The organism is Bradyrhizobium sp. B039, from assembly GCF_038965675.1.
GTDB classification, from domain to species: domain Bacteria; phylum Pseudomonadota; class Alphaproteobacteria; order Rhizobiales; family Xanthobacteraceae; genus Bradyrhizobium; species Bradyrhizobium diazoefficiens.
This window is the reverse complement of the sequence record NZ_CP152416.1, coordinates 2,117,793-2,129,986: the sequence shown is the minus strand read 5'-3', so window position 1 is coordinate 2,129,986 and position 12,194 is coordinate 2,117,793. Positions and strand designations below refer to the sequence as shown.

The 12,194-nt window shown below is 62.9% G+C and carries 11 protein-coding genes and 1 tRNA gene; 7 read left to right on the top strand and 5 right to left on the bottom strand.

Going from position 1 to position 12,194, the window contains the following annotated elements; genetic code table 11:
• Window positions 1-6: 6 nt before the first annotated feature.
• Window positions 7-1,236 (top strand): ABC transporter substrate-binding protein, encoded by a 1,230-nt coding sequence (locus AAFG50_RS10155; RefSeq protein WP_028174258.1) that lies wholly within the window; start codon window positions 7-9, stop codon window positions 1,234-1,236.
• 139 nt (window positions 1,237-1,375) lie between these two features.
• Here the strand turns inward: AAFG50_RS10155 and AAFG50_RS10150 are convergent, their stop codons facing one another.
• The gene (locus AAFG50_RS10150) at window positions 1,376-2,338 is read right to left on the bottom strand and encodes a TAXI family TRAP transporter solute-binding subunit (protein WP_028174257.1); all 963 of its coding nucleotides are present in this window, start codon (window positions 2,336-2,338) and stop codon (window positions 1,376-1,378) included.
• A gap of 107 nt (window positions 2,339-2,445) precedes the next feature.
• On the opposite strand from AAFG50_RS10150, the gene AAFG50_RS10145 reads away from it, so the two are divergent.
• The 3 genes from AAFG50_RS10145 to AAFG50_RS10135 all read left to right on the top strand — a co-directional run bounded on the left by AAFG50_RS10145 (window position 2,446) and on the right by AAFG50_RS10135 (window position 3,844).
• On the top strand, window positions 2,446-3,420 hold the full coding sequence (locus AAFG50_RS10145; RefSeq protein ID WP_028174256.1) for a tripartite tricarboxylate transporter substrate binding protein: 975 nt from the start codon (window positions 2,446-2,448) through the stop codon (window positions 3,418-3,420).
• A 10-nt stretch (window positions 3,421-3,430) separates the two neighbouring features.
• Window positions 3,431-3,715 (top strand): hypothetical protein, encoded by a 285-nt coding sequence (locus AAFG50_RS10140; RefSeq protein WP_131234217.1) that lies wholly within the window; start codon window positions 3,431-3,433, stop codon window positions 3,713-3,715.
• Between the two features lie 53 nt (window positions 3,716-3,768).
• Window positions 3,769-3,844: transfer RNA gene (locus tag AAFG50_RS10135), tRNA-Ile, on the top strand.
• A gap of 45 nt (window positions 3,845-3,889) precedes the next feature.
• Here the strand turns inward: AAFG50_RS10135 and AAFG50_RS10130 are convergent.
• From AAFG50_RS10130 to AAFG50_RS10115, 4 genes are all read right to left on the bottom strand, one after another.
• On the bottom strand, window positions 3,890-5,473 hold the full coding sequence (locus tag AAFG50_RS10130; RefSeq protein ID WP_011085076.1) for an adenylate/guanylate cyclase domain-containing protein: 1,584 nt from the start codon (window positions 5,471-5,473) through the stop codon (window positions 3,890-3,892).
• Window positions 5,470-7,893, bottom strand: coding sequence for a response regulator (locus AAFG50_RS10125; RefSeq protein WP_162185818.1), 2,424 nt, complete (start codon window positions 7,891-7,893; stop codon window positions 5,470-5,472). Before AAFG50_RS10125 ends, AAFG50_RS10130 begins: the two co-directional genes overlap by 4 nt.
• A 95-nt stretch (window positions 7,894-7,988) precedes the next feature.
• Entirely contained in the window at window positions 7,989-9,137 is a 1,149-nt protein-coding gene (locus AAFG50_RS10120) for an FIST N-terminal domain-containing protein (RefSeq protein WP_028174254.1), read from the bottom strand.
• Between the two features lie 253 nt (window positions 9,138-9,390).
• On the bottom strand, window positions 9,391-9,774 hold the full coding sequence (locus AAFG50_RS10115) for a response regulator (protein WP_028174253.1): 384 nt from the start codon (window positions 9,772-9,774) through the stop codon (window positions 9,391-9,393).
• Window positions 9,775-10,571: 797 nt separating this feature from the next.
• Here AAFG50_RS10115 and AAFG50_RS10110 point away from each other — a divergent pair.
• From AAFG50_RS10110 to AAFG50_RS10100, 3 genes are all read left to right on the top strand, one after another.
• A complete protein-coding gene (locus AAFG50_RS10110) occupies window positions 10,572-11,033 on the top strand; it encodes a universal stress protein (RefSeq protein ID WP_011085072.1) in 462 nt (153 codons plus the stop codon).
• Window positions 11,034-11,118: 85 nt separating this feature from the next.
• Entirely contained in the window at window positions 11,119-11,247 is a 129-nt protein-coding gene (locus AAFG50_RS10105; RefSeq protein ID WP_007600646.1) for a hypothetical protein, read from the top strand.
• 257 nt (window positions 11,248-11,504) lie between these two features.
• Window positions 11,505-12,182 carry an RraA family protein gene (locus AAFG50_RS10100; protein ID WP_028174252.1) on the top strand — a complete coding sequence of 226 codons (678 nt, stop codon included), beginning with the start codon at window positions 11,505-11,507 and terminating at the stop codon, window positions 12,180-12,182.
• The last annotated feature ends 12 nt before the right edge of the window (window positions 12,183-12,194 follow it).

Below are 12,194 nucleotides of genomic sequence, written 5' to 3'. Positions count from 1 at the left end.
ACAAGCGTGAATCCAGCAAGATTTGGACTGCCGGTCGCGGCCGGCTTTGCAGCGACGTTCTTGGCGGCAGCACTGCTGCCGGGCGCCGCAATGGCGCAGGTTTCCGACAACGTCGTCAAGATCGGCGTGCTCACCGACATGAACGGTCCCGCTTCCGCGCCGACCGGCCAGGGCTCGGTGACGGCGGCGCAGATGGCGATCGACGATTTCGGCGGCACCGTGCTCGGCAAGCCGATCAGCATCGTGATCGGCGACCACCAGCTCAAGGCCGATATCGGCGGCGCCATCGCGCGGCGCTGGTACGACGTCGACCAGGTCGATCTGATCGTCGACGTGCCGGTCTCGGCGGTCGGGCTCGCGGTGCAGAACATCGCCAACGAGAAGAAGCGGCTGTTCATCACCCACTCCACCGGCACCGCCGATTTCCACGGCAAGTTCTGCTCTCCTTACGCGATCCAGTGGGTGTTCGACACCCGCGCGCTCGCGGTCGGCACCGCGGATGCCGTGGTCAAGCGCGGCGGCGACAGCTGGTTCTTCATCACCGACGACTACGCCTTCGGCCATTCGCTGGAGCGCGATGCCTCCAGCGTCGTCACCGCCAATGGCGGCAAGGTGCTGGGCTCGGTGAAGCCGCCGCTGGCAACGCCCGACCTCTCATCGTTCGTGCTGCAGGCGCAGGCCTCCAAGGCCAAGATCATCGGCATTGCGGCAGGCCCCCCGAACAACATGAACGAGATCAAGACCGGCTCGGAGTTCGGCGTGTTCAAGGGCGGCCAGCAGATGGCGGCGCTGCTGGCGCTGATCACCGACATCCACGGCCTCGGCCTGCAGGCGGCGCAAGGCCTGTTGCTGACCACCTCGTTCTACTGGGACATGGACGACAAGACGCGCGAATGGTCGAAGCGCTATTTCGCCAAGATGAACAAGATGCCGTCGATGTGGCAGGCCGGCGTCTATTCGAGCGTGATGCACTATCTCAACGCCATCAAGGAGACCGGCACCGACGATCCGCTGAAGGTGGCGGCGAAGATGCGGGAAAAACCGATCGAGGATTTCTTCGCCCGCAACGGCAAGCTGCGCGAGGACAATCTGATGGTGCACGACCTCTGGCTGGTGCAGGTGAAGACGCCGGAAGAGAGCAAATACCCGTGGGATTACTACAAGATCCTCACGACCATCTCGGGCGACAAGGCGTTCGGGCCGCCGGACCCGGCGTGTGCGATGGTGAAGAAGTGACGATCGCTTAAAGCGATCGTCATTCCGGGGCGGTGCAAAGCACCGAACTACGGTGCGCAATTGCGCACCTGAGAATCTCTCGAGATTCCGGGTTCGCGCTTTGCGCGCCCCGGAATGACGGCCGCTTAGGGAGCGACCGTCATTTCACCACCCCGATCTCGCGAAAATACTTCACCACGCCCGGATGAATCAGCTCCGGCTTCGGCGCGGCTGCGACGGTGTTCGCCGTGGTCGTCTCGCAGGCCTGCGCGAGCCTCTTGCAGAACGTCGCCTCCACGCCATGCAGCGTCTTGGCGAGGCGATAGGCGACATCGTCGGGCAGATCCTCGCGCGTGAGGACAAAACTCCACGAACCGAGCGAGGCGATCGGCTCGGCCTGCTTCGGGTAGCTGCCGGCCGGCACGATCATCGGCTTCAGGAACGAATGCTTGGCGCGGATGCGCGTGACCTCTTCCGCGCTGGGCGCGATGAAGCGCGCGCCTGATGCGCTCGATGCGACCGCGGCAAAGCCGGGCCAGCCGATGCCGGCGCCCCACAGCGCGGCGACGCGTCCGTCCTCGACCATCGCAGGGCCGTCGCCGGCGCGGTCGAGATAGACGGCCTTAAAATCCTCGTCCTGCCTCAGCCCGAGGCCATCGAGCACGTAGCGCGCGAGGATCGGCAGGCCCGAGCCCTTGGCGCCGAACGCAACAGGCTGGCCAACGAGATCGCGAATGGTCTTGTAGGGGCTGTCGGCCCGCACCACGAACATGCCGGGGTTGGAATAGATCGCGGTGAGAATCTTCAGCCGCACCTTCGCACGGCCGATGCCGGCGAAGGCCTCGTAGGCCGGCTCGCCCGCGACCAAGGCGAGATCGAGCTCGCCCTTCTCCAACAGCGGAATGTTCTCGTTGCTGCCCTTGGTGTTGCGGGGTGCGATGGTGATTTGCGGATCGGCCGCGTTCATCACCTCCGCGAAGGCGTTGCCGTAGAGCGGGAAGCCGCCGCCGGGCGTTGCGGTGCCGAGGCTGAGTGTCGTGGTCGGAATGGCCGTGCCTCCGGTTTGAGCAGCAGCGGGGCTTAAGAGCAGCGCCGCGGCGAGAAGGATGATCGCGAATCTCATGGTCGTTCCCGGCGGACCTGCGTCAACACCGACTTGCGACGATGTAGGCAGCGGCCCGATTTTGTGAAAGCATGCAGCCCAACGACAATAATGCAATGGGAGGCGTCATGTTGCGAATTTTGCGTAACTATGTTTTCGGGCTGGTTTTTCTCTTAAGCCTTTTCAGCGCCGCACCTCCCGCCTCCGCCGCATATCCCGACCGCCCCGTGCACTGGATGATCGGCTTCGCCGCCGGCGGCCCGGTCGACATCGTGGCGCGGATCATGGCGCAGTGGCTGTCGGACCATCTCGGCCAGCAATTCATCGTCGAGAACCGCGCCGGCTCCGGCGGCAACATCGCCGCCGCCGCCGCGATCAACGCAGCCCCCGACGGCTACACGCTGCTGTTCGTCGCGCCCAACAACGCGATCTCGACCTCGCTCTACAAGAAGCTGCCTTACGACTTCCTGCGCGACACCGTGCCGGTCGCGAGCATCATGCAGCTCACCAACATGCTGGTGGTCTCCAACGCGATGCCGGTCAAGACGGTTCAGGAGTTCATCGACTACTGCAAGGCCAATCCCGGCAAGATCTCGTTTGCCTCGTCCGGCAACGGCACCTCGGTGCACATGTCGGCGGAGCTGTTCAAGGTGATGACCAAGTGCGACATGGTGCACGTGCCCTATCGCGGCTCGGCGATCGCCTTCCCCGACATCATCTCCAACAAGGTGCAGCTGATCTTCGACAATCTGCCGTCCGCGCTGGAGCAGGCGAAGGGCGGCAATGTCCGCGCGCTCGGCGTGACCTCGCCGCAGCGTTGGCCGATCGTGCCCGACGTGCCCGCGATCGCCGAGACCGTGCCCGGCTTCGAATCAGTCGGCTTCTACGGCATCTCCGCGCCGAAGGGCACGCCGCCCGACGTGGTCGAGATCCTCAACAAGGCCGTCGGCGAAGCGCTGAAGGACCCCAAGCTGGTCGCCCGCCTCGCCGAGACCGGCGGCATCCCCAAGCCGATGACACCAGCCGAGTTCGGCAAGCTGGTCGCGGACGAGACCGAGAAGTGGCGCAAGGTGGTGGAGTTCGCCGGGGTTTCGGTGGATTAGACAACGATCTGTGGCGAGCTTGCAGCTCGCCGGCAAGACATTGGAGGGGCCCCAGGAAGGCCCCTCCCATCGAAACATCGAAAACAACCGCATGCACAGTAGAAAGATCAAGCGATCACAAGGGGTTACAAAATCCAGGAAAACGAGCCTAGGCGGGGCTGGTTTGACCCGTCGGGCAAAACAGGATTATAAGGGCATCATCGCCAATTTCGGTATTTTAGAACTCGCAGGCATTGCTGCGCCGGCGTTTCCATCGGCCAGCGCCGGCATTGCACCCTCGCCTCCAGCCTTGTAAACGAACCGCGCACCGTTGCCGGCCGCGCGCGTTCCCGCGGCCGTCTCGCGGCGGGGCCTGTAGCTCAATGGTTAGAGCCGGCCGCTCATAACGGTCTGGTTGCAGGTTCGAGTCCTGCCGGGCCCACCACGCTTCGCCCTTCGTCGGACTACGCGTGGCGCAGCCACGCCGAGCCTAAATCCGGCTCAAGAAAAAAGTCTCCAATTTGCCCTTGCCCTTCACGTCAATGCTGCCGCGTGGCTCCAGCGCGAAGCGACCGACGAGGTGGCGGGCGATATCCCGGGACACATGGATTCGATTGGGCAGAGAGTAGGCCTCGAGCCGGCTGGCGACATTTACGGTATCGCCCCACACGTCGTAGATGAAGCGGTGTGCGCCGATGATGCCGGCAACCACGGGGCCCGAATGTATGCCGATCCGGATTTGCAACGGCCAGCCGAAATGGCTGTTGACGCGTCCCAGCCGATCGATCATGCCAAGTGCCATTTTCGCGATCGCTGCGATCGCATCGGGGTTCGGATCGGGCAAACCGGCGACGGCCATGTAGGCGTCGCCGATGGTCTTGATCTTCTCGACACCGAGCTCACGGGCAAGCGCGTCGAATTCCGAGAACAACCGGTTCAAGTACTCGACCATCGCTGCAGGCGTGACCCGTGACGAATGCTCGGTGAAGCCCACCAGATCGGCGAACAGAACGCTCACACCCTCGAAGCGGTCGGCAATCATGGCTTCGCCGTGGTTCAGACGGCCAATCACCTGTCTTGGCAGGATTGTCAGCAGCAGCCGCTCAAACTTGGCGGTCTCCTCCTCGATGCGGCGAAGATACTTCTGCTCGCGGTCGCGCCAGCGCTTCTTGTGCAAGCAAGCATTGATCCGCGCGCGCAGCAGGATCGGATCAAACGGCTTCGGCAGATAGTCCTCGGCCCCGGCCTCGATGCAGCGGACGGCGCTCTCGGTCTCCGCCAAGGCCGTGATCATGATCACCGGAATGCGGCGCAGCCGCTCATCCGCCTTCATGCGCACCAGCACATCAAGCCCGTTGATATCGGGCATCATCAAATCGAGCAGGACGAGGTCGAACTCATCGTTGGCGAGCGCCTGCAGCGCCTGCTGGCCGCCGGCCACCGAAGAGACGCGATGGCCGTCGCGGGTCAGTCGGCGCGACAGGAGGTCGCGATTGGCCTCGATATCGTCCACGACGAGAATAGAACCGGTTTCGGTGGCAGCATACTGCCGGACCGGCCCGAGGCTGCGCATCAGGTCGCTAACCATGACCGCGCCGGTCTGATCGGGAGCCAAGCTCGTCTCCTCGACATCAACCGAGAATCGCACGATGCGATCGAGGCGCAGCAACAGGTCGGTGGCCGCAGCCAGCAGGCGATCGAAATCCGCCCTCAGGGAGTCGCTTGAGAAACTGGCTGCATCCTCGCGCAGCATCTCACCATAGCCCTTGATCGCGTTGAGCGGCGTGCGCAGCTCGTGACGAAGATCCTGTTCTTGCGTGGTGGCCGCTGAGCCGGGCGGGCTCTTGGCGCGATCGCCGTCCATCAGCCGGTCGACCTTGCCGGCGAGATCCCGGGCTGCGCCGAGGATACGGTTCATATCGGGGAGGATGTCCAAGCGCCCGTTCCGGGACGCCTCTTCGTGCAGGATCTCTGCGTAGCCGAGCAAGGCGTTGACCGGGGACTGCAGTTCCTGGCGAAGATGGGCAAGCTGAATGCGCCAAGCGCGCGCGCTGTCGGTGTCAATGATACTCATGGCCGATCCGCGCGCGCGCGCCGGGCGTGCAGGGGTACCAGCTCGTCAAGCGCCGCCAGCACGGCCTTGCCGCTGTATTCGCCCTTGTGCACCAAATGCTGTACCTGGCCGTTGAGGCGCGAGCGATCCTCAACGGTCAGCGTCTTTGCGGTGACGACGATGACCGGGATGCTCCGCCAGCGGGACTCGGCTCGCACCCGTGCGATGAACTCGAACCCGTCCATCTCCGGCATCATCAGATCGAGCAGAATTGCATCGGGTGAAGCCTCATTCAAACGCTCAAGACCAATCCGACCATTCTCTGCTTGCGTCACCATGCAATCGATCTGCCGCAAGGCGCGCCCCATCAGCTCGCTGGCCGACGCGTCATCCTCGACTATCAGCACGTGTCGCGGCGCGCCCCTTGGGCAGCACTTTTCCACCGCGCTGACCAGTCTGTCGCGATCAATCGGCTTGACCAGGTAATCGGCGGCACCGAGCGAGAAGCCAATGCCCTGGTTGTCGACGATCGTGACCATGATCACAGGAATTTCCGCGAGTACCGCATCTTCTTTCATGGCGCTGAGCACGGCCCAGCCATCCATCTGCGGCATCAGAGCGTCGAGCGTGACGACATCGGGGTGCAGCGTGCGGGCGAGTTGCATCGCCTCCTCGCCATTTGCAGCCAGGCGAACGGCGTAGCCGCCGCGCTGCAGGTGTCGGCGAAGCAGCTCACGCGCATTGGGATCATCGTCGACCACGAGAACGATCGGCGCATGCTCGGGCTCGGCAGCCTGCGGACCCTCGGAACGCTTGTCTGCCGCCGAGACTGTAGTGTCCGATGCAGCGCGTGTTACCGCCGGCAGACGAACTACAAACGCCGTCCCCTTGCCGGCTTCGCTCGTCAGCGTCACGTCGCCACCCATCAGCCGGCAGAAGCTCTTGGTGATGGCGAGGCCCAGCCCCGTACCACCATAGACGCGGGTCGTCGAGTCGTCCGCCTGAGTAAAGGCCTCGAACACCTTGGCCTGCTGATCTGGCGTCATGCCGATGCCGGTATCGCGCACCTGGAACTCGATCCATTCGCCAGCCGCATTCGTGTGACGCAGCGCGGTCAGCGTTATCGTCCCGTTCCGCGTGAACTTGCAGGCATTGCTGAGAAGGTTGAACAGGGTCTGCCGCACCTTGGTCAGATCGCTGTGGATCGTGCCGATCTCGTCAGCACAGTTCGCCACCAGAGCGTTGCCGGTCTTGTTGGCCAGCGGGGTGACGGTCGCCGCGACGCTATCGATCATGGGGCGGAGCTCGAAGGTCTCGAGATAGAGCGTCATCTTGCCAGCCTCGATCTTGGAAAGATCGAGGATGTTGTCGATCAGGCCGAGCAGATGCTTGCCGGCATCCTGAATCTTGCGCAGGTCCGCCATCTCCGATTCGCGGCCGGCGCTCTGGGCGTCCTCGAACAGGATCTCGCTGTAACCGATGATCGCGTTCAAGGGTGTGCGCAGTTCATGACTCATGTTGGCTACGAAGTCCGACTTCGCGCGTGTCGCCTGCTCGCTCGCCCAGATCGCCTTGTGCAGCTCGCCTTCCATGCGCTTGCGGTCGCTGATGTCGGCGAGGCCGTTGATCATCGCCGGGCGCCCTTCGAACTCGACGCGCTGAGAAGCTATGAGCGCCCAGAACTCCTCGCCTCCAACCCGCTTGAGCAGCATCTCCATGCCCTCCACATGGCCGTGCTCGGTGAGCGCGCCGATGAAGCGCTCGCGATGTTGCGGGTCTGCGTAGAGGGTTTTCGCTTGCAGGCCCAGGGCAGACGAACCTTCGAGCTCGAACATCTCGCTGAAGCGCCGATTGGCATACCGGATGATCCCGTCATCAAAGGTTACGATCGCCACCGCCATAGGCGCGGCCTCGGCGATGACGCGCAGCCGCTGTTCGCTCTCTTGGATCGCCTGCTCCGCCTTCTTCACGTCGGTGATGTCGGTGTAGGTCGCCACGGTGCCGCCGTCGTCGGTTTTGCGCTCGTTGATCTGGATCCAGCGCCCGTCGGAGCGGCGTTGCACATGCGTGCCCTTGGGATCGCGATGCTGAGCGAGGCGTTGCTCGATCCAGGCTTCGACGCGCCCCTCCGCGTCGCGGATCTCGCCGCTCGCGGTCGCGTTGCGGAGGATTGTCTCGAACGATACGCCCTGATTCACGACATTGATGCTGGCGGTGCCGTGCATGTCCCGGTACCGCCGGTTGTATATAACCAGCTTGTCGTCGGCATCGTAGAGCGAGAAACCCTCGGAGATGCTCTCGATCGCGTCGACCAACCGGCGCTGCGCCTCTGTTGCCTTGTCGCGTGCCTCCGACAGCTCCTTCGAGCTCAGCTCTTGCGAGCGCTCGACCATCGCCCGATCGCTATCGAAATCGGTGTATGCGGAATCGACGGCCGCCACGAAAGACTGCAACGCAGCCGGTACTTCGCCCTCCATACCGAGGTGCTTTCTGAGCTGGCGTCGTAGCAGCCTGTGCATCTGTGCCCTGTGACCGTTCAGTCCTCGGCGAAAGTTGTAATTGTCATGGTTTGATTGTGAAGGCGGCAGTCGCCGCCATGCATGAAGGGGCAAAGCTCGCCGTACGAGTAGAACCCGGAAATCTTCGCATCCGCCCCGAAGACATTTCGAATTGCTTCGATTTCTTCCTCGGTGCGCTGCTTCATCACGAGCTTACGACCGACGCAGCTCACCAGAATTGCAAGGTCCGGTCGCCTGCCGCCGAGCCCGCTGAGACTGGCGTTGGCGGCGGCGGTCGCGCCGTCGACCAGATCGTCGACATTGGTCTTCATCAACTGCGCCGTTCCGCCCTGTGGGATGTCGCCCGCGAACGTCATTGACTTTTTCTGCTCGTCCACAGACAGGACGGTTCGGACGACACCCTGGCCGCCCTTTGCCTCGGTAACCAGGATGGGAAAAAGCAAGGCAGAGCTTGGCAACTGGTCGGCGTGGGGGCCCAGGTACGATTTATAGAGATCGAGCGCCGAACGCTCATCCAGCTCATAGAGGATGTTGCCTTCGGCCCGTGTGATGGTGCGCAGGGGCCCAAATGCCTGCCAGCCGCCCATCGATCCGTAGCCAATGCGCAAATCGTCGCCATACAGACCGACCGCCGCCACGCGCTGAGGGCCAGCGCCACCGTCGGCAATGACCCAAGTCTCGGCGAAGTTGGTTCCATCTCCGGAAAGGCCGCCAGTGATCGACACGCCTTCCGAGACGCCGCTCGCGAGACCGCGCGCCAGGTCGGAGCCGTTGACGTGCAAGCCGTCCGAAAGCACGAACACGTGGCGCAACGAGGCGTCGTTCAACTGCTGCGCGAGCTCCTTGCCGACGTTGTAGCTTGCCTTTGCGTCACCAATCGTAGCGGAGGCGAACCGCAGTCGCGTATGTTCGAAGTCGACAAGGGTGGCACTCACAGAGTCGTCGACGACCACGTCGCCGAGAATCTCGCCGGAAGTCGAGCAACCAAGCATGGCGGCCCCTTTGAAGTGGTCGCGCAACTCGCCCACGAGGCTGCCTGCCTGCACCAACGACCTAGCACCGAAAACGAACACGACACTCTGACGTCCGAGACGTCCGACTTCGCCAGTTGGCAAATTCGGCCGCCACCCGTCACTTTTGGACCACTCGTACTGCGCTGTTTTCATGAGTCGTCTCCATCACAAAGACAAACTCTCCGCCCCGATCGGGCCTCTGCCCCGGTCAGGACGTCCGCCTGAGCAGGGTAGCTGATCGCCGGTGCCGGCGATGAAATTCGCAGGACTGCACCCACCGCCTGGCCAGAGTCCATCCCATCTGGAGCGCGGCGAGCGGCCATTTTGTGTGTTCTTACGCCGGCCGCAATATGGCGACGACAACCTCCTGAAGCCGTGTAGCTAGCTCGTCATCTGTCCGGAATTTCTAGCCCCTCCATTGTCCCGTAGCTGCGAGCAGCGTCTCGATCTTGCCCAACAGCCTCTGCAGCTCGATCGGTTTTGTGTCGTAGTCGTCACAGCCGGCCTTGAGGGCCTTGTCCCGGTCGGTCGCCATGGCGTGCGCCGTGAGCGCGATGATAGGGATCTTGCGCAGTTCGGGCGTCGCCTTGATCTGGCGCGTCGCCTCCCAACCGTCGATCACCGGTAGGCTCATGTCCATCAAAATGAGATCTGGCCTGTCGCTCGTCGCGATCGCGACGCCGCGCGCTCCGTCCTCGGCAATGACGACCTCGTACCCACTGCGCACGAGGCGTCGCGAGAGCATATCGCGGTTCATCTCGTTGTCTTCGACCAGCAGGATCTTGGGCATCGCACCGCCTCGAGCCGGACTGTCAGTACCGCTTGCCGAGACTTCCAAATAGACGCCTGAAGAACAATTTAGCACCCAAGCCTACCTGTCGCATCACAAAAGATGGCGAGCAGTGGCGCCGACATTGAATTGAGGCGGGACGCGTGATCTGGGGCTGCGCCGACAGGTAGCTAACCACCTCTGCCACAAGAACGGCCGTGAGCCGGCGTTGCAGATGGTTGATGCGGGGTCGCTTTCCCTTGTCCGCAAGGCGAGGTCGACAGCGACCCGTACCGCGACGCAGGTCTTGCTACTCGCTTACGGAGATCGACGCAATCGCCGTTCCCACCAACCACCACGCGCACCGCACCAGTTTCGCACCAGAAACGACCGCGCCAAAATGCAACGAACGCGATCCAACCCGAACAACGGCACAGCAAGATCAACGAAGCTGAACCATATCCCGCCGCTCATAACGGTCTGGTTGCAGGTTCGAGTCCTGCCGGGCCCACCAGCCTTCGCTCGCTTCGCGAGCTTCGGCTCGGCGAGCCAGCGCCACACGTCCAAGGCGAAGCGAGTGAGGCTGCCGCGCCGAAGCCCAAAGGGCGAAGGCGGGTATCTGAACCCTGCGGGCTACGCGTGGCGCAGCCGCGCGGAGAACGAGAGGCGAAGCGTGGGCTCCCGCCGCTTCGCGGGTTCGAAGGCTCATGAATCTAACGAACGACCCGTATTGGTTGTCACCGCGGCAATAGACCCGCCCCGCGTATCGGACCATACTACCCGGGCATCACTTTGTTCGACGAGCAAGGGGCCACCGAATGTACGCCAACATTCTCTTGAGCACGGATGGATCGGACGTCGCGAGAAGAGGCGTTGAGCATGGCATTGCCTTGGCGAAGGCCTTGAACGCCAGGTTGACAATCATCACCGTGACGGAAGCGATGCCGGTTGACTATGGGGGCGGACACGACTCGGGATGGATTCCGACGCGGGACGAGATTGACAGCTTTAACGCGGCCTGCAAGGCCCGTGCGGGCAAAGTGCTTGATGACGCCCGCGCCATGTCGGAGCAGATCGGTGCGCCTGCAGAATTTTTGCACGTTCCGAATGCGCACCCGGCGACTGCTATCATTGAAACGGCGAAGTCCAGGGGCTGCGATCTGATCGTCATGGCCTCTCATGGACGACGCGGCCTCAGAAAGCTGTTTTTGGGCAGCCAGACATCCGAGGTCCTGGTGGACGGAAGCATTCCGGTGCTGGTGGTGCCGAAGCCGGCATAGATGACCGTTCGGGGTTGACCCGGCGACGCTCGGCTGTTCCGCTGAGCTACCGGACAAGACCGCTCTCTCGCGGCAGGAGAATTTCATGACCAGTGAAAAAGGCCCGAACATCAAGAAGAAGCAGAAATGCAAAAACTGTGAAGGCAAAGGTTTGTTGAAGAAGGGCGACAAGGTGGTGAAGTGCCAGCGCTGCAAGGGCACGGGCGTGCGGTGATGTTGAGCTGATGACCTCTCCAATACCAAGGTAAGAGCCGCTAGCTGCCCACCAGTACGTCAACCGATTATCGGACTTTCGTTTCGCTGCCGCTATGTCGGCAACCCGCCGCGGCGCCGCAGAGATATCCCGGCCATGTTCGACCGCGTGCATAGGGGAAACTCTGACGCGAGGTGGATCGCCTTGCGTCAACGCCCGTCTTTCTGATAATGAAACGTCGTTCTAAAATATGGTCGCCTTCGAGTGGAGGAACACCGATGTCTGCCGGATTTCGAGTTTTGCCGCGGAAACGAAAGGTCGGCGAGGACGTCGTTGCGGGCTTTGCCCGCTTGCCCGTCGCGAATGTGAGCGACAGCATGTCCCGCCTGACGGCAGCCGGCGCCCGGCTTCGTCCCATGCACCAGGGTGGCGGGCTCGCAGGCCCCGCGTTGACAGTGAAGGCACCTCCCGGTGACAATCTGATGGTGCACAAGGCGATCGCGCTCGCCGAGCCCGGCGACATCATCGTGGTCGATGCCGGCGGCGATCTGACCAACGCAATCATCGGCGAGATGATGCTGATGCAAATGGCTAGGCGAGGGGTGGCCGGCGTGGTCATCAACGGCGCGATCCGCGACGCCGGTCATATTCGCGGCCAAAAGCTCCCGGTTTTCGCGGCTGGAGTCACGCACCGCGGCCCCTACAAGAACGGGCCTGGTGAGATCAATGTGCCGATCGCGATCGACGGGATGGTGATCGAGCCGGGTGACCTCATCATTGGCGACGACGACGGCCTGCTCTGCGTGCCGTTCGATCAGACCGGCGCGGTGTTCAAGGCCGCGACGGCGAAGTTCGAGGCTGAGCAGAAGCAGATCGCCAACATCGAGGCCGGCACGCACGATGCCTCCTGGGTGGACCGGCAATTGCGCGAGTTGAAGTGCGAAGGCATCGACTGAGACGCCTGTCGC

Bases quoted from the DNA above. Each gene is read 5' to 3' on its own strand.
- AAFG50_RS10120 (WP_028174254.1), bottom strand. From the start codon at position 9,137: ATGAAAACAGCGCAGTACGAGTGGTCCAAAAGTGACGGGTGGCGGCCG.
- AAFG50_RS10115 (WP_028174253.1), bottom strand. From the start codon at position 9,774: ATGCCCAAGATCCTGCTGGTCGAAGACAACGAGATGAACCGCGATATG.
- AAFG50_RS10100 (WP_028174252.1), top strand. From the start codon at position 11,505: ATGTCTGCCGGATTTCGAGTTTTGCCGCGGAAACGAAAGGTCGGCGAG.
- AAFG50_RS10145 (WP_028174256.1), top strand. From the start codon at position 2,446: ATGTTGCGAATTTTGCGTAACTATGTTTTCGGGCTGGTTTTTCTCTTA.
- AAFG50_RS10105 (WP_007600646.1), top strand. From the start codon at position 11,119: ATGACCAGTGAAAAAGGCCCGAACATCAAGAAGAAGCAGAAATGCAAA.
- AAFG50_RS10130 (WP_011085076.1), bottom strand. From the start codon at position 5,473: ATGAGTATCATTGACACCGACAGCGCGCGCGCTTGGCGCATTCAGCTT.
- AAFG50_RS10150 (WP_028174257.1), bottom strand. From the start codon at position 2,338: ATGAGATTCGCGATCATCCTTCTCGCCGCGGCGCTGCTCTTAAGCCCC.
- AAFG50_RS10110 (WP_011085072.1), top strand. From the start codon at position 10,572: ATGTACGCCAACATTCTCTTGAGCACGGATGGATCGGACGTCGCGAGA.